General features: G+C 62.1%; 28 protein-coding genes. 12 read left to right on the top strand and 16 right to left on the bottom strand.

What is annotated here, in order from left to right; genetic code table 11:
• Positions 1 to 37: 37 nt before the first annotated feature.
• Complete coding sequence (locus EJ066_RS31650) at positions 38 to 385, top strand: hypothetical protein (RefSeq protein ID WP_210211025.1); 348 nt, start codon at positions 38 to 40, stop codon at positions 383 to 385.
• 323 nt (positions 386 to 708) lie between these two features.
• On the opposite strand, the gene EJ066_RS16580 is transcribed toward EJ066_RS31650, so the two are convergent.
• A complete protein-coding gene (locus tag EJ066_RS16580) occupies positions 709 to 1317 on the bottom strand; it encodes a YqgE/AlgH family protein (RefSeq protein WP_126039742.1) in 609 nt (202 codons plus the stop codon).
• 170 nt (positions 1318 to 1487) lie between these two features.
• Here EJ066_RS16580 and EJ066_RS16575 point away from each other — a divergent pair, with 170 nt between their 5' ends.
• On the top strand, positions 1488 to 2294 hold the full coding sequence (locus EJ066_RS16575; RefSeq protein ID WP_126039740.1) for a protein-disulfide reductase DsbD domain-containing protein: 807 nt from the start codon (positions 1488 to 1490) through the stop codon (positions 2292 to 2294).
• A gap of 392 nt (positions 2295 to 2686) precedes the next feature.
• Positions 2687 to 3175 (top strand): hypothetical protein, encoded by a 489-nt coding sequence (locus EJ066_RS16570; protein WP_126039738.1) that lies wholly within the window; start codon positions 2687 to 2689, stop codon positions 3173 to 3175.
• A gap of 43 nt (positions 3176 to 3218) precedes the next feature.
• On the opposite strand, the gene EJ066_RS16565 is transcribed toward EJ066_RS16570, so the two are convergent.
• Entirely contained in the window at positions 3219 to 4913 is a 1695-nt protein-coding gene (locus tag EJ066_RS16565; protein WP_189644284.1) for a winged helix-turn-helix domain-containing protein, read from the bottom strand.
• Positions 4914 to 5379: 466 nt separating this feature from the next.
• Here EJ066_RS16565 and EJ066_RS16560 point away from each other — a divergent pair, with 466 nt between their 5' ends.
• From EJ066_RS16560 to EJ066_RS16535, 6 genes are all read left to right on the top strand, one after another.
• Positions 5380 to 5577: a hypothetical protein gene (locus tag EJ066_RS16560; RefSeq protein WP_126039734.1), complete on the top strand. Its 198-nt coding sequence runs from the start codon at positions 5380 to 5382 to the stop codon at positions 5575 to 5577.
• A gap of 108 nt (positions 5578 to 5685) precedes the next feature.
• Positions 5686 to 6060: a hypothetical protein gene (locus EJ066_RS16555; RefSeq protein WP_245454906.1), complete on the top strand. Its 375-nt coding sequence runs from the start codon at positions 5686 to 5688 to the stop codon at positions 6058 to 6060.
• Positions 6061 to 6146: 86 nt separating this feature from the next.
• A complete protein-coding gene (locus EJ066_RS16550; RefSeq protein ID WP_126039732.1) occupies positions 6147 to 6776 on the top strand; it encodes a DUF6647 family protein in 630 nt (209 codons plus the stop codon).
• A gap of 113 nt (positions 6777 to 6889) precedes the next feature.
• Positions 6890 to 7303 (top strand): c-type cytochrome, encoded by a 414-nt coding sequence (locus EJ066_RS16545; RefSeq protein WP_126039730.1) that lies wholly within the window; start codon positions 6890 to 6892, stop codon positions 7301 to 7303.
• Between the two features lie 179 nt (positions 7304 to 7482).
• Positions 7483 to 7977 (top strand): peroxiredoxin, encoded by a 495-nt coding sequence (locus EJ066_RS16540; protein WP_126043917.1) that lies wholly within the window; start codon positions 7483 to 7485, stop codon positions 7975 to 7977.
• Between the two features lie 35 nt (positions 7978 to 8012).
• Entirely contained in the window at positions 8013 to 8489 is a 477-nt protein-coding gene (locus tag EJ066_RS16535) for a DUF2938 domain-containing protein (RefSeq protein WP_126043916.1), read from the top strand.
• Between the two features lie 19 nt (positions 8490 to 8508).
• On the opposite strand, the gene rnhA is transcribed toward EJ066_RS16535, so the two are convergent.
• The 11 genes from rnhA to coxB form a co-directional block, all read right to left on the bottom strand.
• On the bottom strand, positions 8509 to 9048 hold the full coding sequence (gene rnhA, locus EJ066_RS16530) for a ribonuclease HI (RefSeq protein WP_126039728.1): 540 nt from the start codon (positions 9046 to 9048) through the stop codon (positions 8509 to 8511).
• The gene (locus EJ066_RS16525; RefSeq protein ID WP_126039726.1) at positions 9045 to 10007 is read right to left on the bottom strand and encodes a homoserine kinase; all 963 of its coding nucleotides are present in this window, start codon (positions 10005 to 10007) and stop codon (positions 9045 to 9047) included. Before EJ066_RS16525 ends, rnhA begins: the two co-directional genes overlap by 4 nt.
• 7 nt (positions 10008 to 10014) lie before the next feature.
• Entirely contained in the window at positions 10015 to 11025 is a 1011-nt protein-coding gene (gene ispH, locus EJ066_RS16520) for a 4-hydroxy-3-methylbut-2-enyl diphosphate reductase (RefSeq protein ID WP_126039724.1), read from the bottom strand.
• Between the two features lie 239 nt (positions 11026 to 11264).
• Entirely contained in the window at positions 11265 to 12062 is a 798-nt protein-coding gene (locus EJ066_RS16515) for an SURF1 family protein (protein WP_189644283.1), read from the bottom strand.
• Positions 12059 to 12445, bottom strand: coding sequence for a DUF983 domain-containing protein (locus EJ066_RS16510; RefSeq protein ID WP_126039722.1), 387 nt, complete (start codon positions 12443 to 12445; stop codon positions 12059 to 12061). Before EJ066_RS16510 ends, EJ066_RS16515 begins: the two co-directional genes overlap by 4 nt.
• Positions 12446 to 12526: 81 nt before the next feature.
• The gene (locus tag EJ066_RS16505) at positions 12527 to 13408 is read right to left on the bottom strand and encodes a cytochrome c oxidase subunit 3 (protein ID WP_126039719.1); all 882 of its coding nucleotides are present in this window, start codon (positions 13406 to 13408) and stop codon (positions 12527 to 12529) included.
• A 1-nt stretch (position 13409) separates the two neighbouring features.
• The gene (locus EJ066_RS16500) at positions 13410 to 14051 is read right to left on the bottom strand and encodes a cytochrome c oxidase assembly protein (RefSeq protein ID WP_126039717.1); all 642 of its coding nucleotides are present in this window, start codon (positions 14049 to 14051) and stop codon (positions 13410 to 13412) included.
• Between the two features lie 8 nt (positions 14052 to 14059).
• Positions 14060 to 14221, bottom strand: a complete 162-nt coding sequence (locus EJ066_RS16495; RefSeq protein WP_126039715.1) for a hypothetical protein — start codon at positions 14219 to 14221, stop codon at positions 14060 to 14062.
• A gap of 2 nt (positions 14222 to 14223) precedes the next feature.
• Positions 14224 to 15168: a heme o synthase gene (locus EJ066_RS16490; protein ID WP_126039713.1), complete on the bottom strand. Its 945-nt coding sequence runs from the start codon at positions 15166 to 15168 to the stop codon at positions 14224 to 14226.
• 78 nt (positions 15169 to 15246) lie between these two features.
• On the bottom strand, positions 15247 to 16899 hold the full coding sequence (ctaD, locus tag EJ066_RS16485) for a cytochrome c oxidase subunit I (RefSeq protein WP_126039711.1): 1653 nt from the start codon (positions 16897 to 16899) through the stop codon (positions 15247 to 15249).
• Positions 16900 to 16936: 37 nt separating this feature from the next.
• Complete coding sequence (gene coxB / locus EJ066_RS16480) at positions 16937 to 17839, bottom strand: cytochrome c oxidase subunit II (RefSeq protein WP_126039709.1); 903 nt, start codon at positions 17837 to 17839, stop codon at positions 16937 to 16939.
• Positions 17840 to 18213: 374 nt separating this feature from the next.
• Between coxB and EJ066_RS16475 the strand changes: the two genes are divergently transcribed.
• From EJ066_RS16475 to EJ066_RS32055, 3 genes are all read left to right on the top strand, one after another.
• Complete coding sequence (locus EJ066_RS16475; RefSeq protein WP_245454905.1) at positions 18214 to 18819, top strand: invasion associated locus B family protein; 606 nt, start codon at positions 18214 to 18216, stop codon at positions 18817 to 18819.
• 142 nt (positions 18820 to 18961) lie between these two features.
• The gene (tldD, locus tag EJ066_RS16470; RefSeq protein ID WP_126039704.1) at positions 18962 to 20374 is read left to right on the top strand and encodes a metalloprotease TldD; all 1413 of its coding nucleotides are present in this window, start codon (positions 18962 to 18964) and stop codon (positions 20372 to 20374) included.
• A gap of 96 nt (positions 20375 to 20470) precedes the next feature.
• The gene (locus EJ066_RS32055; RefSeq protein WP_126043914.1) at positions 20471 to 20692 is read left to right on the top strand and encodes an AbrB family transcriptional regulator; all 222 of its coding nucleotides are present in this window, start codon (positions 20471 to 20473) and stop codon (positions 20690 to 20692) included.
• Between the two features lie 33 nt (positions 20693 to 20725).
• On the opposite strand, the gene EJ066_RS16460 is transcribed toward EJ066_RS32055, so the two are convergent.
• The 3 genes from EJ066_RS16460 to EJ066_RS16450 all read right to left on the bottom strand — a co-directional run bounded on the left by EJ066_RS16460 (position 20726) and on the right by EJ066_RS16450 (position 22913).
• Complete coding sequence (locus EJ066_RS16460) at positions 20726 to 21232, bottom strand: RES domain-containing protein (RefSeq protein WP_126039702.1); 507 nt, start codon at positions 21230 to 21232, stop codon at positions 20726 to 20728.
• Complete coding sequence (locus EJ066_RS16455) at positions 21225 to 21596, bottom strand: antitoxin Xre/MbcA/ParS toxin-binding domain-containing protein (RefSeq protein WP_126039700.1); 372 nt, start codon at positions 21594 to 21596, stop codon at positions 21225 to 21227. The genes EJ066_RS16460 and EJ066_RS16455 overlap by 8 nt, the downstream gene beginning before the upstream one ends.
• 75 nt (positions 21597 to 21671) lie before the next feature.
• Positions 21672 to 22913 (bottom strand): class I SAM-dependent RNA methyltransferase, encoded by a 1242-nt coding sequence (locus tag EJ066_RS16450; RefSeq protein ID WP_126039698.1) that lies wholly within the window; start codon positions 22911 to 22913, stop codon positions 21672 to 21674.
• Between the last annotated feature and the right edge of the window lie 22 nt (positions 22914 to 22935).

Genomic DNA, 22935 nt, shown 5'->3' with positions numbered 1-22935 from the left:
CTTTGTTCCGGTGCCGGGTGGCGTCGGATTGCAGCTATTGCCGATATGTGCGGGCCTGCTCCTGGTCGGACTGGGCATCGGTGTCGCCTGGCCGCACCTTGTGACGAACATCTTCAAGGAGACGCCGGTGTCGGAACAGGGGCTGGCAGCAGGCTCGATCACGACCGTCCAGCTCTATGCGACAGCATTCAGCGCCGCGGCTGCGGGCATGGTGGCCAGTCTCGGCGGGCTCAGCGATCCGGGCGGCGCGGAAGGTGCCTCGGGCGCCGCGCTCTTGCTGTTCGGCGCTTTCCTGGTGTCACCCGTTCTCGGCGTCGTCTCTGCCGGGAGGCTCGCACGACGCCGCAACCCGGGGGGCGCCGCTGAGGCTGTCCGCGGAAGCTGATGTCCGGCGGCAAAGCCCTTGGTCCGATGCGGCACAGGACGCATCGGACCAATTTAGACAAAGTTGCTGTGCGGCGGTCGGGAGCAAATGAGTCCGCGATTGACGATCTGTCGGCTAGGCGGTGAACGTGCGCAACGATGGTTGCGCGCTGGCGGCCACCCCAAACAGTTCAATGACCGCTCAGCCCCAACCAGCCATTCGGACTATCAGCGTCAAAAATGCTGTTCATGGCACTGGCTTCACATTCAGGCAGTCAGTTCAGACGGCAAGATCCCACCCAGGGCAGCTGTTGTATTCGGGCCCCAAGTGTCGGGTCTTCACAACTAGGCGTGACCGGCGGCCACGCTGAGATGCGCCAGGTCAATGCCGATCGAAGCAAGGATCCGGTCGTATTTGCGCTCGATGTCAGTATCGAACAGAAGCTCGGCAGTTGCCGGGCAGGTCAGCCAGCCATTCTCGGCGATCTCGCTTTCCAGCTGGCCGGCGCCCCAGCCCGAGTAGCCGAGCGCCATCAGCGCGTGCCGGGGCCCACGGCCCGACGAAATGGCGCGCAATATGTCGACGGTCGCGGTCAGGCAGATGTCGTCGGAGACGGTTAGCGACGATTCCACCCGGTAGTCGCCCGAGTGCAGGACGAAGCCGCGGCTGCGGTCCACCGGTCCGCCGTTGCGCACGACGAAGTCGCGAGCGTGCGCGGGCAAGCGGATCGCCTCCTGTTCGTTCATGATGCCGAGCTGCACGAGAAGATCCGGAAACAGCATCTGCTGCGTCTGGTTGATGATCAGGCCCATCGCGCCTTCGTCGCTGTGCGCACAAATGTAGATGACGGAGCGCGTGAAGCGGTCGTCCTTCATGCCGGGCATGGCAATCAGGAACTGATCGTCGAGAAAGCCGCGTCCTGCGACCATCTTCTTGTGGCGCAACAAGTCCATAACCAAGAGCGTAACGCGTTTCCGGGGCGCCGAAAAGATGCGCCGCGCGCGATTTGGTATCGGCTGCGCATCCAAGGTCACGCAAAGCTGTGCCCGAGGTCACGTAAATATGATACCAGCGACATCATGAAATCATTGTGCAGCCATGAACGGACGCTCAAATCACGGCCATGCAAAGCTTGAAAATCATGCTGCTCAGCGCCGCTGTCGGATTGGGAACAGGCCTTCCCGCCGCAGCCTCCTCTTCGCTCTGGTACGACAGCGAAGGCGGCAGAGTGCGGCTTGTGACCAGCGGCCAGCCCGATGAAGCCGGGCGCATCCATGGCGTCCTCGATATTGCGCTCAAGCCCGGCTGGAAAACCTACTGGCGCGATCCGGGCGACGCGGGTGTGCCCCCGCAGCTCGATATCTCGGCCAGCACCAACATTGCCAACGCGACATTTTCGTTTCCGCCGCCGCAGCGCCATGACGACGGCTACGGCAAATGGGCCGGCTACGACCACCCGGTTTCGCTGCCGGTGACGTTCACGCTGTCGGCGCCAAACGAGCCGGCCGTCATCGACGCCGATATCTTTCTCGGCATTTGCGAGACGATCTGCATCCCGGTGCAGACGAAGCTGACCGTCGATCCCGGCGCCGATCCGGACAATGTCGAAGACGCCGCGCTGGTGAAGGCGGCGCGGGCAACTTTGCCTGCCCCCGCAAGGCCCGATTTCGGCATCAATATCCTGCCGGGCGACCTCGAGACATTGATTGTCGAGGCGAACTTTCCGGGCAATCCGGAGGCGGCGGATTTCTTCGTCGCCGGCGAGCGGGATTACATGTTCGGCGTGCCGGCTCGCAGCGAGAAGGACGGCAAGCTGGTGTTTACCGTGCCGATCCTCGATCGGCCGACGACAACGCCGACCGACGGCGGACTTTACTACACGCTGACAACTGCCGACGGTGCGGTCGAAGGCCTGCTGCCTTTCCCCTAGGCTAGCATCAAGATTCAATCAGCTGGTTGCCGCAAATGGCCGCGATGGGGGTGGAATGTTGCCACTCGTCTCATCGACCGGAACGAGCAGGTAGCGCCAATTGCAGACGGCTGACGGACAGTAGCAAAGTTTGGATTCCGATAGGAGGCCAGACGTTGAAAAACGATAGGGCCCTTCCATGAGCCACCCTTGTGAGGGTGGGTTCGATTAGGTGTAGCATTCTCCGAGATTGCAGCGGGGATGTCAGCCTTCGTGACACACAGCCCCCTTGGCATTGCAGATATTTCGTCCCCATTTAGTTAGACTTCGGCTCAGTTTCGGGACTTCCGTGACATTCCTGATCATCCTCCACCTGTAGGTCCAACGGGACCTACTACTGAGAGGAGGAAACCATGTCACTTCTAAAATACGCCGCAGTCGCGATTGTCGCCTTGTCCGCTTCGCCGGCAGTCGCCGGCGACCCATATGCGGCAGGACCCGATGTGTTAGCCGCATACAAGGCGTACAGCGTTGCTCTTAACCAAGGTGATGCCGAGGCGGCGGCTGCGGCATTCGCCGAGAAGACCTACATGGTGGCCGGCATGACCTGCACGCCGAACTCTCCATGCCTCGATCGCGAGGCGGTGAAGGCCAACATCGAGGGCTGGGTCGGCATCAGGCTCAAGGACAGGCAGGTTACCGAGCCGCAGGTGCTCGCCAACATGTTAGTCTCTCGCGTCGAGGTCGTCTGGGATGGCATCGCCGATATGGGAATCGAGCGCATTGTCGGCACCGATTTCGTGGAGGCCGAGAATGGACTGCTGATCCGGAAGATATTCATCCCCGACAGGAACGACGAGCAGACCAAAAATTTCTTGAAGATCATTGCTGACAGTCAATAGTGTGCAAAGGCACATCGGTCTCTCCGAGTGCGGAGAGACCGGCCTAATTTGCCGTATCGGCTTTCGCCCGCTCTTCCTCGCATTCCTCGAGCCGGTAGACTCCCGAATATGAGGCGATCTGGCCCGGCGTCATGCAAACCGGCAGTCCCGCCTTGGCGGCGCCTTCGGGCAGCAGAGTCTCATGTCTGAACTTCGGATAAGGGAACATGCTCTCGGCTGTCCAATCCGGCTTCATCCGCAGAACGTTTGCCGCTGCCTCGGATGCCTCCTGTGTCTTTCCGAGCTGGGCTGCGCTCATTGCAAGAAATGCGGTCTGGTTGGGCGACTCGCCGATCTGCTTTGCAGCCGCGTAAGCCTTGTCGAACCTTCGCGCCGCGAAATAGGCCTGCGCGATGGGAAAGTTCCACCAGGAGGGATAGCGCGGGTTGAGCCTCAGCGTCCGCTCCACGAGCGCAATAGCACGTTCCGGCTGCTGGCCACCACAAGCCCAAGCCAGCTGCATCAGGATGTCCGGGTTGTTGGGTGCAAGCTGTAGCGCTCGTTCCCGGTAATGTTCAGCTTGTTCCGTATCGCTTACGACGCTCGACATATTTAGGTGTGCGGTCGCATCGTTTGGGTCGAGCCTTAGGGCTCTTTCGGAATATTTCCGGAAGGCGTCCATCGATGTCCGGAAATCTACCGCCGAACCGATATCAATATCCACAATGTGGGTAAGGCCGATATCGCGCAGGATAGGCACGAAATCGGGTGCGAGGGTTAGCCCCTTCTCGAAATGGGCGCGGGCCTCGACTTGGCTTTCCGGCGTCATCCGATGCTTGGCCTCGATGCCGAGCAGCCAGTGGTCGTAGGCATCGAGGTCGGTCGCGTTCTTGCGCCGCATCTGCGCCCGTTCGGCTTCCGCCACCTGCCCTTGCCAGCCGACCAGCGTGGCCGCGATCTTGTGTGTGATCTCGTCCTGCACATCGAGGAGTTCCGCAGCGGGGCGGTCATAGCGTTCCGACCAGACATGCGCGCCTGTCCCGGCATTGATGAGTTGCGCCGTCACGCGCATGCGGTGGCCATCGACCTGCAGGCTGCCTTCCAGCACGTATTTGACGTTCAGCGCCCTGCCGATCTCACGCACATCGTGCGCCTTGCCGCGGTAGACCTCGGTCGATGTCCGCGCGATCACCGGAATATCGCGAAACTGGGCGAGATCGGTGATGATGTCTTCCGTCACGCCGACAGCGAAACGGCCCCATTTCTCGTCGCCGCCGATGTTCTCGAACGGCAGCACGGCGATCGCCGGCGGCTCGGCTTTGCTTTTCGTCGTCGGCAGGAGATACGCGCCCGCGCCGATGAGGATCACTAGCCCCGCTGCGAGGCCCAACCAGAATTGTCGGCGCAGCATGAACGAGCGAATGCCGTTAGCCTGGCCGCCACCCGCTCCCCCCTCCAGCACGTAGCCGCGCTTCGGCAGCGTCCGGACAATCTTATGCTTGTCGTCGCCGAGCGCCTTCCTGATCTCGATGATGCACTGGACGAGACTGTCGTCGGTTACGGCAATCTTTCCCCACACCGCCTGCATCAGTTCGTCCTTGGTGACGATCTCGCCCGGCTTGGCGGCCAGCACCCTCAAAACCTCCGCCGCCTGCGGCCGCAGGGTCACGACATGCCTGCTCTCATCCGTGACGGACCCGCGCTGGAGGTCGACCATGCGGCCGTTCAGGTGAAGCAGACTAAGCGCCCGATTATCCATTGAAACGCCTCCCCCGCGAGCGGTGTCGTTTCTGGACGATGAACTTAATGCAAAAACCGCCGCCATTCCAGCAAATGGCAGTATTTCCGCCGGCCATCGGGAAGATTTCGTGCAATTTCGCCTTCCGAATCGTGGCGCCCTCGTTACCGAATGACCTGATCGGGTTCACGCTGCCCCCAAGATCGCCAGCGTTCGGCGGAGCCGGCCAAAGGGGAGCAGATCATGATCGAACTCGTCATCGCCACCTGCCTCGTGACAGGTGAATGCACGAGGATCGGGCTGACCTATGTTGCAGATGCGGTCTCGGCGGCCCCTGCTTCGTGTACCCAGCGATCCCCCATTGGCCTGCGGCAGCAAGCCGCCGACAGTTCTCGATTCCCCCCAGCAACCAAGGGTATTCCCAGCGGCCTTGTTCGCACTCGGCTTTTCGGAATGGGGATCGGATGGACTTCTACAGCAGAAGCTGTTGCACCGGGTCCAAGCCTGGCTTGCCTCCCAGGAGGTCGTGTGGAGCCTGTCGCGTTCGCCGCGAACGATCGAGCATCAGGTTTTCGCCGTACTCGGCAAATTCAATGCCGCCAACCGGATGGAAGTCCTCCTGCGCCTGCGTGGCGAGCCGTGGCTCCTGTCCACCGCCGACATACTCCAAGTTCACGAAAACTAGGCAAGCGGCCGCCAAAAATTGGGCGACCGTACCGATGCGCGCAGGTGGAGCCGCGCATAGAGTGATCCCAGCCTGTTCCTGAGTTCGTTGCTTTAGGAGGAGATAACGATGACCAGACATCCTGCCACATTCGCAATGACATTGCTCGCCATGACTGCCGCCGCCACCGCTTCGGAATTGCCCCCGGGGGACGGCCACAGCTTTCATCTCGGCAGCTTCACTGGTGTTGTCTATTATACGGTCGAGCAAGACGGCTACCGGGTCGTCGCAACCCTGGCTTCTAGGGCTCAGGAGCAGCCTATCCAGTTTGTCTCCACGCTCGGACCGGGACAGCGCTTGGCGATCTCCGTGCCTCAGACCTCCGGCCAGCAATCTGTCGATTTCGAGATCCTGCGGAATGGCGAAGCGCTCGTCGTGAGCGACCCTATTTCGATGGCCGATCTGGTTGACGAAGTGTCGGCCTCGGCCGCGGTCGCCCCGTGACGGGTCCGTAGCCATCCGGCCGAGCTTAACGCGTCCTCATCACGGCGGTGTTCAGACCACCGCCGCCACGGAAGGAGACTGTCATCATGAGCGTGTCCATCAAGGCCATTGTGCCCTGGATTCTTAGTGCAGTCGCATCGGCCCCACTTGCCGCGTCCGCGGACGAGTCTGAACTTGCACGGCCCGACACCAGACCTGCCGTGCTATCACGACAGGCGGTCCTGTCCGGGGCTGGACTCGTTGCGGAGCGGGATTCGGAACCCGCCCTCCTGAAGGTGATCGCGGACTGGCTTTCGTCCGAATTCGATCTCCCATCGGTCAATGAACCACCCGCCATAGCTTTCGCATCCGAACGTCGCATGGTCGGCTTGCGCCATCGGGACGTGCCGTCGGACCGGTGGGGTGGCGGCGATGCCTATCTGGACATAGTGGGCGAACGATCCGATGTCATTGCCGTCTACGATGACGAAGCAAGGACCATTTATCTGCCGGAGGGATGGTCAGGCAAGACTCCGGGTGAACAGTCCGTGCTTGTGCATGAGATGGTGCATCATATTCAGAACGTTGCCGGAATGAGGTTCGCTTGCCCGGAAGAGCGCGAGAAAACGGCCTTTGAAGCGCAGGAACGATGGCTTGGCCGGTTCGGCAGTGACCTTGTGAGGGAATTCGGGCTTGATCCTTTCACGTTGTTGGTCCGCACGAATTGCCCATATTGATTGTTCGAGCCGTCTTCGCCGACAGGAACAGGGTCCGGACGATAAGAACGTCGCCTTGCCTCGGACAAAACGCGGCCGGCCGCATTGCGTAGGAGCTTCAAAGGCAACGGAAGATGCATCCATTGCAGCAACTGGTTCTGTTATGTTCCGTTATCTGCGGCGTCGCGGTTGGTTCTGATGCATCCGCGCAAGATCGGGCGGCGGCCGCCAAATTCTACAGAGTTGTCGACGGCAAGGCCGATGCGCGGACCTATAACGGATACCGACGTTACCATGCGGGCTGCAACCATTGCCACGGCGCAGATGGCTTGGGTTCGACCTTTGCATCCTCTCTCGTCGACCGGCTGCCCGGCGTTGAATCATTCCGCCGCGTCGTCCGCGACGGTCAGAGAAACGGCGCTTCGGTCATGAAGGGCTTCGCAGACGACCCCAACTTTGCTCCCTATATGGATGACATCTATGCCTACCTGCAGGCACGCGCCGATGGCGCGCTCGGACGCGGGCGTCCAGGCAGATTGGAGCCGTAAAACGCTTCGGGGGGTCGGGCGCATCACCGGTTGACGCCGGGCGGCTGGTCGAACAGGCCCGCTTCGGTGACACGCATGAGGAACGACCGCTCCTCCATCCTATGCGGACAACGGTTGCGGGAGCCGCCTGAGTTCGCTATCGCAAGGACACTCCCTTCATTTCCCAAGCGAGGATCATGATGACGATTGCCGTTGGCGATAAACTGCCCGATGCGACCTTCAAGACGATGACTGCCGACGGCGCGAAAGTGATCACGGCGGCCGAGATTTTCTCGGGCAAGAAGGTGGTGCTGTTCGCCGTTCCCGGCGCTTTCACGCCGACCTGCAGCAACAACCATCTGCCTGGCTACCTGGACAATTATGACGCCATCCTGGCGCGCGGCGTCGACACCATCGCCGTCGTCGCCGTCAACGATGTTCACGTCATGGGCGCCTGGGCCCGCTTCAGCGGCGGTGAAGGCAAGATCCTCTATCTTGCCGACGGTAATGGCGATTTCGCCAAATCGATCGGCCTCGACGCCGACCTTTCCGGCGGCGGCATGGGGCTGCGTTCGAAGCGATTCTCGATGATCGTCGACGACGGCAAGGTCACCGCGCTCAATGTCGAGACAAAGCCCGGCGTCGACGAATCCGGGGCGGCCCATATTCTTGGGCAGCTTTCCGCTGGCTCTTAAACCAGGGATTGCCTGCTTTTTGGGGGACCTCAATGATGTTTGACATCTTCTGGCGCGCTGTGGCGATCGGTATCGGCGCCACGGCGCTCATGGACCTCTGGGCGATTTTCCTGAACGCGGTGTTTGCTCAGCCGCGGCCGAACTGGGGACTGGTCGGCCGCTGGGTCTGGCACCTGCGTGACAAAGTCTTTCACGACGATATCGGCGAGGCAGCACCCTACGCGCATGAATCGGCGCTCGGCTGGGCCTTCCACTATTTTGTCGGCATCGTCTACGGCATCATCCTGGTGGTGGCGGTGGGGGCAGCGTGGCTGGCGGCACCGACCTTCCTGCCGGCGTTCGTCCTCGGCATGGTCACCGTCGGCGCCGGCTGGTTCCTGCTGGCGCCCGGCATGGGTGCCGGCTGGGCCGCCTCAAAGCGCCCCAACCCAATGCAGATCCGCGCCCTCAACCTCGTGTCGCATACGGTGTTCGCGCTCGGGCTTTTCGGCACGGCCCTGCTGATCCGCTGAAAATGGCGGATCAGTGTCCTCAATAGCTCTGGGTCGAGCGCCGGACGGGTTTTGATGCCGTCGGCTTCCTGGCCTGAGCGCCTTCCTTCGGCGCAGCAGCGACAGCAGTCTTGACCGGGCCTTTCTTGAACGGCGCCATGCCTTCGCGGGCAAGCTCATCGGCGCGCTCGTTTTCGACATGTCCGGCATGTCCCTTCACCCAATTCCAAATAACCTGATGGCGCCTGTTGGCCTCATCCAGCGCCTGCCACAACTCGCCGTTTTTGACCGGCTTCTTGTCGGCGGTTTTCCAGCCGTTCTTCTTCCAACCATGGATCCACTTGGAAATACCATCCATGACGTATTTGCTGTCGGTGTGAAGGTCGACCGCGCAGGGCTCCTTCAGCGCATTGAGCGCCGAGATGGCGGCCAAAAGTTCCATACGGTTGTTGGTGGTTTCGGCCTCGCCGCCCGACAGCTCTTTTGTGACACCGTTGAAGCGCAGGACCGCCCCCCAGCCGCCAGGCCCCGGATTGCCCGAACAGGCACCATCGGTGAAGATTTCAACACGTTTGGTCATGTCAGTCCGTATTCGGAAGGAGATTTGATCGCCCGGTGGAAGCGCATCCTGCGGATGTACTCGGTCGGGTCGCGTTTCACGACCAGCCCACCGTTGGCAACAGTCAGCCAGTCGTAAAGCCGGGTCAGCATGAAGCGCAGCGCCGAGCCGCGCGCCAGAATCGGCAGCGCGGCTTTCTCGTCGCCGCTCAGGGGCCGAACGCTCTGGTAGCCGGCAAGCAGCGCCGTGCCCTTGGTCAGGTTGAAGGAGAAATCCTTTTCGAAGCACCAGGCGTTGAGGCAGGTGGCGACATCAAAGGCATAGAGATCATTGCAGGCGAAATAGAAGTCGATCAGTCCGGACAGTTTTTCGCCGAGGAAGAAGACATTGTCGGGAAAAAGATCGGCATGGATGATGCCTTGCGGGAGGCCTTTGGGCCAGTTCCGCTCGAAATCGGCGAAGTCGGCGTCGACTTCGGCCGCCAGTCCCGGCTCGACCTCGTCGGCGCGAGGGCGAGCGGCGCTCCACAGCTTGCGCCAGCCATCGATGGCAAGGGCGTTCGGGCGGGTCATCGGAAAATCGGCGCCGGCAAGATGCAGTGCCGCCAGCGCCTTGCCGACCTCGCCGCAATGCGCTGACGTCGGCCGCCGCAGCGAAAGGCCTTCGAGGAAGGTGATGATCACCGCCGGCCGGCCGGCAAGCGTTCCGATGACGCCGCCATCATGCGCGGTAACCGGAAGCGGGCAGGAAATGCCCTTCCTGGCGAGATGGCCCATGAGGCCGAGGAAGAACGGCAGGTCGGCCTTGTCGACCCGCTTTTCGTAGAGCGTCAGGATGTAGGAGCCGCTGGTCGTGTGCAGCAGGAAGTTCGAATTCTCGGTGCCTTCGGCGATGCCCTTGTAGGACAGGAGATCGCCGACCGGATAGGCCTTCAGGAACGCGCCGAGTTCGCTTTCGTTGACGTCGGTGTAGACCGCCATGAGCTGTTCACGCGGCTCCGTTGACGAAGGCCATGTCGGCCTTCGTCAGTTCGACATCGCGCAAGACCCGCATCACCGGAAAATCCTCCGTTTCCGTCGCCGTCACCGCCAGCTCGATCGTGACGTCGAAGCGCTGCCGGAACGCATCGATGATCTCGTCGACGATGATTTCCGGCGCCGACGCACCCGCCGATAGACCGAGCGTCGAGATGCCGGCAATGTCATTCCACGGAATTTCGGAGGCGCGCTGCACGAGGAGCGACATCGAAGCGCCGGCGCGTTCGGCAACTTCGACTAGACGCCGCGAATTGGAGGAGTTGGGCGCGCCGACGACCAGGAAGAGATCGGCGCCCGCGGCGGTCTCCTTGACCGCTTCCTGGCGGTTGGTGGTGGCATAGCAGATCGATTCCGCGGCCGGCGCCTGCAAATCGGGAAAACGATCCTCAAGTGCACGGATGATGCCGGCGGTATCCTCGACCGACAGCGTCGTCTGGGTGACGAAACCAAGCGCCTGTGGGTCGGCGGGTACTAAACTCGCGGCGTCGGCTTCGGTCTCGATCAGGGTGACGGCGCCGTCCGGCAACTGCCCCATCGTGCCGATCACTTCCGGGTGGCCAGCATGGCCGATCAGAAGCACATGGCGGCCGAGCCGCTGATGGCGCATCGCCTGCTTGTGAACCTTCGACACCAGCGGGCAGGTGGCGTCGAGATAGAAGAGGTTGCGCGCCTGGGCGTCCGCCGGCACCGACTTCGGCACGCCATGCGCTGAAAAGACGACAGGGCTCTGGCGATGCTCCGCCGGTATTTCGGAAAGCTCCTCGATGAACACCGCACCGAGACTTTGCAGCCCCTCGACGACGTAGCGATTGTGTACGATCTCGTGGCGGACATAGACCGGCGCGCCGTATTTCTTCAGTGCCAGCACGACGATCTGGATGGCGCGGTCGACGCCGGCACAAAAGCCCCGCGGCTGGCAGAGCCTTATCGTCAGCGGTGGCTTTGTAGTCGTGTGAAGCATGATTCCCGGCCGGTTGGTCGTATCGTGAACTCAAGTCGCGAACTCAAGCGCGAAATGAGGTGTGCACCCCCGCCCTGTCAAGGGCGCTGGTGGCGACCATTAGAGCGACGTGCGTCCATTTGGACGCACAAAGTACGCTGTAGAGCCGTCGTAAAACGGCTCTACCTCTCTTTGCTTAACGCAATTCCGGACGGGAAACCGTTTCACACTTTTCCTGAAATTGCTCTGGCACTTTCAATCTACACATCGTGCTTTCCGAAAATCGATTCCGATTTTCGGGCCGATGCGTCTTTCGCCGGACGACGAAGCCTGAAGATGAGGACGCCGGCAAGGGCGGCGGCAAGTCCGTACCAGGTTACGGCGTACTGCAAATGGCTGTTCGGCAGGTCGATGACGGTAACGCCGCCGACCGGCAACCCGCCGGGATTCGGCGTGGCATCCGCGTCGATGAAGAGTGGTACCAGTCCGGCACCGGCCGGCAGACCCGCACTCGCCGCCATCGCGTCGCGATCCTTCCAGTAAAAGATGTTCTTCTGCGGATCATTGTCGGGAAGCATCATCGAGGGCTTTGCCGGCAGCGAGTTGCGGGCGAGCCCCGTCACCGTCACCTGGCCCGCTGGCTGGCTTTGTGGGCGCGTGGCCGCGTCCTTGAGATCGTAGGGCACGAAGCCGCGATTGATCAGGACGAAGCGGCCATCCTCCAGATGCAAGGGGGTGAAGACATCGAAACCGGACTGGCCTTCCCAGGTCGCGAAGAAATGCCGCTCGCCTCGATGCAGGAAAGTGCCGGTTACCGTCACCGGCATGTAGTCGACGTCGCCGGTGGCGGCGAACCGCTTTTCGACCTCGGCCAGCGGCACAGGCGCCGAGTGCGTACGTTGGTCGATGGTCTGGAGAAGACCCTCCTTCCAGTACAGGCGCTGGACCTGCCAGGTGCCGAGCGCCAGTAGGGTAAACAACAGCACGAGGCCGAGGCCAAGCAGCAATGCCGTCTTCGGCCGCGAACGGCTTGCAACCGAACCGGATGTCGCGCTCATTCGCCGCGGTCCAGCCTGCCCTCGGCTGCCTTGTTGCGGTATTGCAGCGTCAAGAGCACACCCTTGATCAGCCTGAGCGCGCCCAGGCAAAGCACCAGTGTCAGCGGTATCCACAGCACGAGATGCAGCCAGAGCGGCGGGCTCAGCGTCACCTCCATCCACAGCGCCAGCCCGACGACGATGAAGCCGATGATCAGGATGACGAACACCGCCGGCCCATCGCCGGCATCGGCATAGGAATAGTCGAGGCCGCAATTGGCGCAGCGTTTTCCGACGGTGAGGAAGCCGGAAAACAGTCGTCCCTCGCCGCAGCGCGGGCAGCGGCCGTGCAGGCCTGCCGAAATGGGATCGATTGGTGGCCAGATCGCCTTATCGTCGCTCATTCCACTACCTTATTGCCGTTCGCCCCAAAAGATAAGGCGGCCACGTCGCCGCAGCCGCCCGCTCAATTCCTCAAGAGGATTTCAGTGGCCTTCGATCACCGCGCCGCTCGAGGCCCAGACATAGACGGACGTGAACAGGAACAGCCAGACCACGTCGACGAAGTGCCAGTACCAGGCGGCCGCCTCGAAGCCGAAATGCTGCTTGGGCGTGAAATCGCCCTTCATCGCGCGGACCAGGCAGACCAGCAGGAAAATGGTGCCGATGATGACATGGAAACCATGGAAGCCGGTCGCCATGAAGAAAGTGGCGCCGTAGATCGAATCCCTGAAGCCGAACGGCGCGTGCATGTACTCGTAAGCCTGCACCATGGTGAACAGCATGCCGAGACCGACAGTCAGCACCAGGCCGTTGATCAGCCCCTTACGGTCGCCATGAATGAGCGCGTGGTGCGCCCAGGTCACGGTTGTGCCCGACAGAAGCAGGATGACGGTGTTGTAGAGCGGCAGGTGGAAGGGGTCGAGAACCTCGAGGCCCTTGGGCGGCCAGACGCCGCCGGTGAAGGCGGTGCGGGCGTATTGCTGTGCCTCACCCGGAAACAGGCTGGCGTCGAAGAAAGCCCAGAACCAGGCGACGAAGAACATCACCTCGGAAGCGATGAACATGATCATGCCATAGCGCAGATGCAGCGACACGACACGCGTGTGGTGGCCTTCATGCGCTTCCTTGATGGTGTCCGACCACCAGGCATACATAGTGTAGATGACGATCAAAAGGCCGATGAAGAACAGCCACGGATTGGCGATATTGAAGCCGAAAATGGGGAAATCGCCGCCCTTGAGATACTGCATGTAAGAGACGCCGCCGATCGCGGTGACCAGCGCGCCGACCGAGCCTAGGAACGGCCACGGGCTCGGGTTGACGAGGTGGTAGTCATGTTCTGGTTTTGCGTGCGCGTCTGCCATATCAACCCCCGAGGCTTCCTTCGGTATGTGAAACTTTGCTGCTCTTGCCTTTGACCGGCGCTGATGACACCACCGGCTTGCTTTTCTCGTTCTTCTCGACCGGGAACATCGTGTAGGACAGGGTAATCGTCTTCAAGTCCTTCAGTTCCGGCACATTGACGATGTCGGGATCCACATAGAACACGACCGGCATGTCCAGCGTCTCGCCGGACTTCAGCGTGGTGTCGGTGAAGCAGAAACACTCGACCTTGTTGAAGTAAGGCCCTGCCAGTTCCGGCTGCACGTTGAAGGTCGCGCGACCGGCGGTGGCGTGGCTGAGCTTGTTGGTCGCGCTATAGTGCGCCTGCGCCGTCTCGCCTATCTTGACGGTGATCGAGCGGGCGACCGGCTGGAACTGCCACGGCACGCCGGCTGTGTTGGCGTCGAAACGGATGGTTATATCGCGGTCGAGCACGCGATCGGCATATTGCTGCGTTGCGCGTTTTACGGTGCCGCCGTAACCGGTCGCCTGGCAGAACATCGCGTAGAGCGGCACCGCCGCATAGGCCATGCCGATCATGCCGCCGAAGAAGGCGACGCAGACGCCGGCGACGATGCGGTTGGTGTTCTTCTTTCGGGGATGGGTCACTGCCTGGCGGTCCATCTTGAGCCTCACATCGTTCCGGTGAGGTTGTGACCGAATTTCACGACGGTCGCGATATAGAAGATGACGACAAGCACCGCCAGCGCCAGGCCGATGGCTACCGAGCGGTTGCGCCGGGCCTTCTGCTGGCGCTCCGTCAGCGCGACGAGTTCAAGCTTGTTGTCGGCCATGGTCATGCTCCACCCGTGGCCAGGGCGCGCCCGACAACGCAGTCGGCAAGGTAGATAGCGAAGATGGCGAAGAGGTAGAGCAGCGAGTAGCCGAACAAGGCCTTGGCCGGCTTCATCACATGGTCGTCTTCGGCCATCCGCAGCACCTTCCACGCATACGAGACGAAGCCAGCGCCAAGCAGCACCGCAAGGACGCCATAGGCTGATGTGGTGAAACCGAGCGCCCAAGGCAGCACGCCAACCGGCGCAAGGATCAGCGCGTAGGCGAAGATCTGGCGTCGGGTCGAAGCCTGGCCGGCGACATTCGGCATCATCGGGATGCCGGCCCTGGCATAGTCCTCGGATTTGAAGAGAGCGAGCGCCCAGAAATGCGGCGGCGTCCACAGGAAGATGATCAGGAACAGGACGACGCTTTCCAGGCTGACCGTTCCGGTCGCAGCGGCCCAGCCGATCACCGGCGGGATGGCGCCGGCAGCACCGCCGATGACAATGTTCTGTGGCGTCCAGCGCTTCAGCCACATCGTGTAGACAACGGCATAGAAGAAGATGGTGAAGGCCAGGAGCGTCGCCGACAGCCAGTTGACCAGCACGCCAAGCGTCATCACCGACAGCACCGACAGCACCAGGCCGAAACTCAGCGCCTCGCGTGGCCGGATGCGGCCGGCCGGCACTGGACGGCCGGCGGTCCTGCTCATCATCGCATCGATATCGGCGTCATACCACATGTTGAGCGCGCCGGAGGCGCCAGCGCCAATGGCAATAGCCAGGATCGCGATCACCGCCAGAAGCGGATTGATGGTTACGGGTGCTGCGACCAGGCCGACAAAAGCGGTGAACACCACCAGCGACATGACGCGCGGCTTGAGCAGGGCGAAAAAATCACCCGCCGTCGCTTCCGACATGCGAAAGCCCGGTTCATCAATCAATTGGTCGTCGACAAGGGCCATGCGTACTTAAAGTCCATCATTCCGTTGGCCAAAACCGCCAGGCGGGCCGGCGGTTTCGTATTTCGCCCAGGCTGCCGCCTATTTGATCTTCGGCAGCTTTTCCCACTGGTGGAAGGGCGGCGGCGAAGGCAGCTGCCATTCGAGCGTCGTCGCACCCTCGCCCCATGGGTTGGCGCCGGCCACCCGCTTCTTCTGGAAGGCCTCGAACACGCCATAGAGGAAGATGACCACGCCGACGGCCGAAATGTACGAGCCGTAGGAAGACACCATGTTCCAGCCGGCAAACGCATCCGGATAGTCGATGTAGCGGCGCGGCATGCCGGAAAGGCCGAGGAAATGCTGCGGGAAGAAGACGAGGTTGACGCCGATGAAGGTGATCCAGAAGTGGGTGTTGGCGATGACGGGCGAATACATGTAGCCGGTCATCTTCGGGAACCAGTAGTACCAGCCGGCGAAGATGGCAAAGACCGCGCCCAGCGACAGCACATAGTGGAAATGCGCGACCACGTAATAGGTGTCGTGCAGCGGGCGGTCGAGACCGGCATTGGCAAGCTGGACACCCGTGACGCCGCCGACGGTGAACAGGAAGATGAAGCCGATCGCCCACAGCATCGGGGTCTTGAGCGAAATCGACCCGCCCCACATGGTGGCGATCCACGAGAAGATCTTCACGCCCGTCGGCACCGCGATAACCATGGTGGCGAAGACGAAATAGCGCTGCGTGTCGAGCGACAGGCCGGTCGTGTACATGTGGTGCGCCCAGACGATGAAGCCGACCGCACCGATCGCGACCATGGCATAGGCCATGCCGAGATAGCCGAAAATGGGCTTCCTTGAGAAGGTCGAGACGATGTGGCTGACGATGCCGAAGCCCGGCAGGATCAGGATGTAGACTTCAGGGTGCCCGAAGAACCAGAACAGGTGCTGGAACAGGATCGGGTCGCCGCCACCATCGGGCGTAAAGAAAGTGGTGCCGAAATTGCGATCGGTCAAAAGCATGGTGATGCCGCCGGCCAGAACTGGCAGCGACAAAAGCAGCAGGAAGGCGGTGATCAGCACCGACCATGCGAACAGCGGCATCTTGTGCATGGTCATGCCAGGCGCGCGCATGTTGAAGATGGTGGTGATGAAATTGATGGCGCCGAGGATCGAAGAAGCACCGGCGATGTGGATCGACAGGATCGCCAGGTCCATGGCCGGTCCGGGCTGACCCGATGTCGACAGCGGCGGATAGATTGTCCAGCCGCCGCCGACGCCGTAGGCGCCAGGCGCGCTCGGCATGAAGGCCGAGATGATCAGCAGGATGAAAGCCGGCGGCAGCAACCAGAACGAGATGTTGTTCATGCGCGGGAAAGCCATGTCCGGCGCGCCGATCATGATCGGCACCATCCAGTTGGCGAAGCCGCCGATCAGCGCCGGCATGACCATGAAAAAGATCATGATCAGCGCATGCGCGGTGGTGAAGGCGTTGTACATGCTCTTGCCGCCGTCGAGGGCGGCATCGGCATTCAAGCCGTAGACCATCTGCGCCAGGCCGGTGAAAATCTGGATTCCCGGCTCCTGCAGTTCCATGCGCATGACGACCGAAAGGGCACCGCCGACGCAGCCCGCGATGATCGCGAAGATCAGGTAGAGCGTGCCGATATCCTTATGGTTGGTCGAATACACCCACCGGACCCAGCCATGATACGGCTTATGGTCGTGATCGTCGTGAGCTGCAGCGTCTGCCATGTTCGGCTCCGTTCCCTGATCTTTCCTGGCCGCGGCATCAGTTGCCGGCGGCCGCTACCTTGTTTGCGCCGTCGACCTTAGCCATCAGCGCCTTGTTGGCGCCGGGAAGGTCGGTGCTGGCTGCCGCCAGCCAGGTCTTGTACTGGTCGTCGGAGACGACGCGGATCGCGATCGGCATGAAGGCGTGGTCCTTGCCGCAGAGCTCCGAACACTGGCCGTAATAGAGGCCTTCCTTTTCCGCCTTGAACCAGACCTCGTTGATGCGGCCCGGAACCGCGTCGGTCTTGATGCCGAAGGACGGCATCGCAAAAGCGTGGATCACGTCGGTCGCCGTCACCAGCACGCGGGTCATGGTGTTGACCGGCACCACCATCTCGTTGTCGACGGCGAGAAGACGCGGATAGACGGCACGATCTTCCTTGCCGGCCGCCGCGCGGTCAGAATCAAGAAGGATCGCGGAGTTGAAGGAAAGCGTGTTTTCGATCTGGTATTCGTAGTCCCAGTTCCACTGGTTTCCCGTCGCCTTGACGGTCAGCTTGGCTTCTTCCGGCGGGGTGTATTGCGCGGTCAAGAGCTGGAACGAGGGGATGGCGAGGCAGAGCAGGACCACGACCGGCCCAACCGTCCAGATCACCTCGATCAGCGTGTTGTGGCTGGTGCGCGACGGGGTCGGGTTGACGCTCGCGCGGAATTTCAAGATGCAATAGGCGATAAGAGCGAGCACGAAGAGCGTGATCGGCACGATGAACCACAACGTGTAGTGCTCGAACCAGGCGATCTGCCGCATAATGTCGGTGGCGGCGGGCTGGAAGGTCACCTCCCACGGCGCAGGCTGGGCCGCATGGGCGGACGCACCGGTGAACAGTGTGGCTGCGGCGCCTACACTTGCCAGAAAATTGGCGCTTGCTAGGAATTTGGCGCCGGCCAGGAATTTTCTCATCGCCCTCATCATCTCCCAGTTCCTCGCGATCGGACCGCAAGACTATCGAACGGGCCGGGACGGGAATCCCGGACAGTCCCAAGGCTGGTTCAAACCATACTCTATTTGCCTCCGCAAGAAAGGAGCGGACGAAACCGTGCGGCATTTTTGCGCGCAAGCGCAGATGCGCCTTTTGGCGGCGGCCGCGGCGGTGGCGGATCGCGGAGGCCCAACCGGCGGAGTGTCCCGGCAAAATACACCGGCCGGTCGCAATTCGGGCGAATTTGGCACGGAAAAAGCGCACAATTGCCTTGGTCGAAGCAGGCCGGCAGTGGTCTCGTCCTTTACTTGCCCTTGGCGCGGCTTAAAGTGCCATGATTCGCAATGGAGCCGTCATGAACTCTTGGCTTTGGGGACTTGGGCTTACGAGACTTGAGCTTTCGAGACTTGGGCTTTCGAAACCGGGGCTTTCGAAACCGGGGCTTTCGAGAACCTTGGCGAATGTCATCCTTCTCGCTGCCTCGTTTGGCATTGGCCTGTCCGGCGTCATCCCGGCCAATGCCGCGCAGCCAAGCGGCAAGGTGCGGTCAACGCATGGCGCGTGGTCGATCATCTGCGACACTCCGGCCGGCGCCACATCAGAACAATGCGTGATGATGCAGAACGTCGTCGCCGAGGATCGTCCCGAGATGGGGCTTTCCGTCGTCGTGTTGCGCACCGCCGACAACAAGGCCGAAATCCTGCGCGTGCTGGCGCCGCTTGGCGTGCTGCTGCCCAATGGGCTGGGCCTCAATGTCGACGGCAAGGACATCGGCCGGGCCTATTTCGTGCGCTGCTTCCAGGACGGCTGTTATGCCGAAGTCATTCTCGAAAAGCCGCTGCTCGACACGCTGAAGACCGGAACGTCGGCCACCTTCATCGTCTTCCAGACGCCGGAGGAAGGCATCGGCATCCCGGTCGAGCTCAAGGGCTTCGCCGACGGTTTCGCCGCCCTGCCTTGAGACTGGCCCAGGATCCCAAAATCCTAACCAACGAAAAGAGATTGTGACCGGCTTCGGCAATGACACTGGTCATTGCCGATTGTCTGGACGCACCTTCGCGCCTACATCGTGAGGACAAACTCTTTCCACGGACGGACCTGCCATGAACAGCCTCATCGGCCAATTCGACATTTCCGACGATCGCATCAAGCAGATCGTCGCCGAGACCATCAACGGCGCCGACGACGGCGAGTTGTTCCTCGAATACAGCGAGAGCGAAGCGCTGATGTTCGACAATGGCCGGTTGAAGACCGCCAATTTCAACACCGACCAGGGTTTTGGGCTACGCGCCGTCGCCGGCGAAGCGAGTGGCTACGCGCATTCCAGCGATCTTTCCGAAGCGTCGCTGCTGCGTGCGGCCGACGCCGTCTCTACGGTCAAGGGAGGCTATTCCGGCACGCTCGCCGCGGCGCCCGCCCGCACCAATCGTCATCTCTACGGCGACGAGAACCCGATCCCCTCGCCCTCCTTCGAGGCCAAGGCCAAGCTGCTTCAGGAGATCGATGCATGGCTGCGGGCCGAGGATCCGCGCGTGCGGCAGGTAACGGCCTCGCTCGCTGCCTCCTGGCAGCATGTCGAGATCGTGCGTGCCGACGGCCAGATGGTGCGCGACATCCGCCCGCTGGTCAGGATCAACGTGTCGGTGGTGGTCGGCAATGGCGACCGCCAGGAGAGCGGTTCCTACGGCATGGGCGGACGCAAGGGTTTTGGCGAATTCCTGGTCGAGGAGAGCTGGAAGCACGCGGCCAAGGAGGCGCTGCGGCAGGCGCTGGTCAACCTCGAGGCCATCCCGGCGCCCGCCGGCACCTTCGACATCGTGCTCTCCAGCGGCTGGCCGGGCGTGATGCTGCACGAGGCCGTCGGCCACGGGCTGGAAGGCGACTTCAACCGCAAGAAGACGTCGGCCTTCGCCGGCCTCATGGGCCAGCAGGTGGCCGCGAAAGGGGTCACCGTCGTCGACGACGGCACCATGGCCGAGCGGCGCGGCTCGCTGACCGTCGATGACGAAGGCACGCCGTCGGCCCACAACGTGCTGATCGAGGACGGCAAGCTTGTCGGCTATATGCAGGATCGCCAGAATGCCCGGCTAATGGGTATGAAAGCCACCGGCAACGGACGGCGCCAGGGTTACGCGCACCAGCCGATGCCGCGCATGACCAACACCTACATGACATCAGGCGACATGGAGCCGGAGGAAATCATCGCCTCGGTCAAGAACGGCATCTATGCCGTCTCCTTCGGCGGTGGCCAGGTCGACATCACGTCGGGAAAATTCGTGTTCGGCTGCACCGAGGCCTACATGATCGAGAACGGCAAGGTGACGCAGCCGATCAAGGGCGCCATGCTGATCGGCAACGGACCGGACGCCATGCACCGGGTTGCCATGGTCGGCAACGACATGAAGCTGGACACCGGCATCGGCATGTGCGGCAAGGCCGGACAGGGTGTGCCGGTCGGCGTCGGCCAGCCGCATCTCAGGATGAACCAGATGACGGTCGGCGGGACAAGGGTCTGAGGGACGCTGCCCGCTAACCTATCTTGCAGTCTGATGAGGTGCTTCGATGGCTAGCGCGGAAAGGCCTCATAATTATCGTCTCGACCAAGGGTCACCCTGCCCGACGCCATCCGGGAACGAAGGGAATGGGACGCTGGCACACGCCTTCTGGTGGAGGACACTCCGGAGGGCGTGCGGGTGAAGCCTGTGCCAGTTTTCGCCGAGACGCGGCCTGAAGACGTGTTTGGGTCTCTGCCCCATAGAGGCAACCCGAAGACGTTGGAAGAAATGGACGCGGGTATGCTCGCCGAAGCGCGGCGGCGTCATGCTCGCGATTGATGGCTCTTGTCATCTGGAACCCGCTCGGTTCGCCTACAGCCACGATGCCGGCGTTTTCGGCAGGCGATGGTCCGGATCGATGATTTCGAGACCCGGGGCGTCGTCCTCGTTCCAGCGCCAGAGTGCAGCGCATGTGCCGCCGGGCGACATGAAGGATGGGTAGATCACGCCATGCAGCCCTTCGGCCAGCAAGCGATCTCTTAGCCTGTGCGTCTCTGGCACAAGGCCTCGATCCAGCATGTCGCGCCACTCACACCGATGAATGTCAGCCGTCACATCGAGCCTGGTCAGCGTATCGGTGTCTGTCAGGTCGGCCAGCCGCGCGCCTGAGAGTTCAAGCTGGGCGATCAGTGCCGGGTGCTGGACAAAGCCCTGATTGTATTCGGCCCAGGCGGTGGACAGTTCCCGTGCCGCGTAGATCGTCGGGGCGCCCAGCGGATTCCAGCGTCCGCCGAAGCGGGCAGCACCCTCGCCCGAAAGCGGCAGATACGCCCAGCGCGGCACGAAGGCTCGCCACAGGGTTAGGCTGGCTTCAGGCATAGATGCCGGAGCGGACAGCCTCCAAATAGGCAAGCACCTTGTCCGTCTTGCCCTCGCGAACCAGATCGTAGGCGGTCTTTCCGGCCCAGCCGGGGATCGGCTGGTGCTTGAACCAGATCGCCGCGCGCTGCTCGCCGCCGGCCATTTCGCCCGCCATCGCCAGGATGCGGACGATCGGACTGAGGGCGGCGTCGACCTTGCGTGCGCCTGTCTTTGCCGCAAGCGTGTTGCGCGCGACACCGATCAGGCTCGCCAGTTCAGTTAGAGTGACGCCGAGCTGCTCGGCGACCCGCCTCGCTGACAGGAACGGCGACCGTTCCTCGCCGAAGCGCGACGCAGGGATTTCGAGGGCCACGGAATTCATGACTTTTTCCTAGCGCATATTGACACCTTTATTATCAAAATATGCTCAATGCATGCGCAATTCAAGTGTATATACCTACCGCCTTCGCCTCGGTTTCTCCAGCAGGGCGACGGCCTCGACATGCGGCGACCACAGGAACTGGTCGATCGGCGTGACGCTTTTCAGGGCATAGCCGCCATCGATGAGAATGCGCAGATCGCGCGCCAGCGTCACCGGATTGCAGGAAACCGCGGCAACCACCGGCACGTCGGAACGGGCGATCTGCTTCGACTGGTCCTCGGCGCCGGCGCGGGGCGGATCGAAGACAACGCCGTCGAAGGCATTCAACTCCTTGGAGGTGAGCGGCCGCCGGAACAGGTCTCGCCGTTCGCTGGTCACCCGCTTCAATCCGGTGGCGAAACGGAATGCCCGGTCGAGCGCCGAAAGCGCTGCCGGGTCGCCCTCCACCGCGTGGACTTCCGACTTCGCAGCGAGGCGCAGCGCAAAGCTGCCGCAGCCGGCGAAGAGATCGGCGACCTTTTTGGCGCGCGACAGATGCTGGCCAACGAGATCCGCCATCGTCTGCTCTGCCGCTTCGCTCGCCTGCAGGAAGGCGCCCGGCGGCACGGCGACCGCCACGGCCCCGAACTGCACCACCGGCTTCCTCGGCTCGACAATGATCTCGCCGTCGACCGAAAGCCTGGCCAACTCCTTTGCGATGACGAAGTTCGACGCGATGCGGCGTTGGTGCTCGCCAAGCTTGCCGGAATCGTGAACCGCGACATCGAGGCCGGACGCAGTGACGGTGACCGTCATGTGGAACGGTTTGGTGGTAGCGCAGACCAGCCCGGCGAGGGCTTTCAGCCGGTCGAGCGCGGCGACGATGGCGGGCAGCGAGATCGGGCATTCCTCGATCGGAATGATCTCGGACGACAGCGCACGAACGAAGCCGAGCCGCATGCCGGCCTCGGCGCGCCGGACGCTGAAGACGACGCGGCGGCGTGTGTGCGGCGCGCACGGCACCAGCGGGCCGATATCGCAAGCGATGCCCTTGGCCTTCAGCGCGTGAGCGACCTTGTCGCGCTTCCACTGGCGATAGGCTTCGGCCTCGAAGTGCTGGATCGCGCAGCCGCCACATTCGGTGAAATGCCGGCAGGCCGGATCGATCCTCAGCGGCGAAGCCTCCTGCACCGACATCAGCGTGGCGCGATCCTTCTCACGCGCGGCGGTGACGATCTCGCCGGGCAGCGTGAACGGAATGAAAACCTCGCCGGTCTCGGTCTTGGCGACACCGTCGCCCTGGGAGCCTAGCCCTGTGATCGTGAAGCGCGCACTCATCGGCCCGCGCCCCCCTGTTCTT

The organism is Mesorhizobium sp. M9A.F.Ca.ET.002.03.1.2, assembly GCF_003952365.1.
In the GTDB taxonomy this organism is placed as follows: Bacteria; Pseudomonadota; Alphaproteobacteria; order Rhizobiales; family Rhizobiaceae; genus Mesorhizobium.
The sequence above is the reverse complement of the archived record's forward strand: the minus strand, read 5'-3'. Positions and strand labels throughout refer to the sequence as shown.

Coding starts and splice junctions, on each gene's coding strand:
- EJ066_RS16580 (WP_126039742.1), bottom strand. CDS start 1,317: ATGGACTTGTTGCGCCACAAGAAGATGGTCGCAGGACGCGGCTTTCTC.
- EJ066_RS16575 (WP_126039740.1), top strand. CDS start 1,488: ATGCAAAGCTTGAAAATCATGCTGCTCAGCGCCGCTGTCGGATTGGGA.
- EJ066_RS16570 (WP_126039738.1), top strand. CDS start 2,687: ATGTCACTTCTAAAATACGCCGCAGTCGCGATTGTCGCCTTGTCCGCT.
- EJ066_RS16565 (WP_189644284.1), bottom strand. CDS start 4,913: ATGGATAATCGGGCGCTTAGTCTGCTTCACCTGAACGGCCGCATGGTC.
- EJ066_RS16555 (WP_245454906.1), top strand. CDS start 5,686: ATGACCAGACATCCTGCCACATTCGCAATGACATTGCTCGCCATGACT.
- EJ066_RS16550 (WP_126039732.1), top strand. CDS start 6,147: ATGAGCGTGTCCATCAAGGCCATTGTGCCCTGGATTCTTAGTGCAGTC.
- EJ066_RS16545 (WP_126039730.1), top strand. CDS start 6,890: ATGCATCCATTGCAGCAACTGGTTCTGTTATGTTCCGTTATCTGCGGC.
- EJ066_RS16540 (WP_126043917.1), top strand. CDS start 7,483: ATGACGATTGCCGTTGGCGATAAACTGCCCGATGCGACCTTCAAGACG.
- EJ066_RS16535 (WP_126043916.1), top strand. CDS start 8,013: ATGTTTGACATCTTCTGGCGCGCTGTGGCGATCGGTATCGGCGCCACG.
- rnhA (WP_126039728.1), bottom strand. CDS start 9,048: ATGACCAAACGTGTTGAAATCTTCACCGATGGTGCCTGTTCGGGCAAT.
- EJ066_RS16525 (WP_126039726.1), bottom strand. CDS start 10,007: ATGGCGGTCTACACCGACGTCAACGAAAGCGAACTCGGCGCGTTCCTG.
- ispH (WP_126039724.1), bottom strand. CDS start 11,025: ATGCTTCACACGACTACAAAGCCACCGCTGACGATAAGGCTCTGCCAG.
- EJ066_RS16515 (WP_189644283.1), bottom strand. CDS start 12,062: ATGAGCGCGACATCCGGTTCGGTTGCAAGCCGTTCGCGGCCGAAGACG.
- EJ066_RS16510 (WP_126039722.1), bottom strand. CDS start 12,445: ATGAGCGACGATAAGGCGATCTGGCCACCAATCGATCCCATTTCGGCA.
- EJ066_RS16505 (WP_126039719.1), bottom strand. CDS start 13,408: ATGGCAGACGCGCACGCAAAACCAGAACATGACTACCACCTCGTCAAC.
- EJ066_RS16500 (WP_126039717.1), bottom strand. CDS start 14,051: ATGGACCGCCAGGCAGTGACCCATCCCCGAAAGAAGAACACCAACCGC.
- EJ066_RS16495 (WP_126039715.1), bottom strand. CDS start 14,221: ATGGCCGACAACAAGCTTGAACTCGTCGCGCTGACGGAGCGCCAGCAG.
- EJ066_RS16490 (WP_126039713.1), bottom strand. CDS start 15,168: ATGGCCCTTGTCGACGACCAATTGATTGATGAACCGGGCTTTCGCATG.
- ctaD (WP_126039711.1), bottom strand. CDS start 16,899: ATGGCAGACGCTGCAGCTCACGACGATCACGACCATAAGCCGTATCAT.
- coxB (WP_126039709.1), bottom strand. CDS start 17,839: ATGAGAAAATTCCTGGCCGGCGCCAAATTCCTAGCAAGCGCCAATTTT.
- EJ066_RS16475 (WP_245454905.1), top strand. CDS start 18,214: ATGAACTCTTGGCTTTGGGGACTTGGGCTTACGAGACTTGAGCTTTCG.
- tldD (WP_126039704.1), top strand. CDS start 18,962: ATGAACAGCCTCATCGGCCAATTCGACATTTCCGACGATCGCATCAAG.
- EJ066_RS16460 (WP_126039702.1), bottom strand. CDS start 21,232: ATGCCTGAAGCCAGCCTAACCCTGTGGCGAGCCTTCGTGCCGCGCTGG.
- EJ066_RS16455 (WP_126039700.1), bottom strand. CDS start 21,596: ATGAATTCCGTGGCCCTCGAAATCCCTGCGTCGCGCTTCGGCGAGGAA.
- EJ066_RS16450 (WP_126039698.1), bottom strand. CDS start 22,913: ATGAGTGCGCGCTTCACGATCACAGGGCTAGGCTCCCAGGGCGACGGT.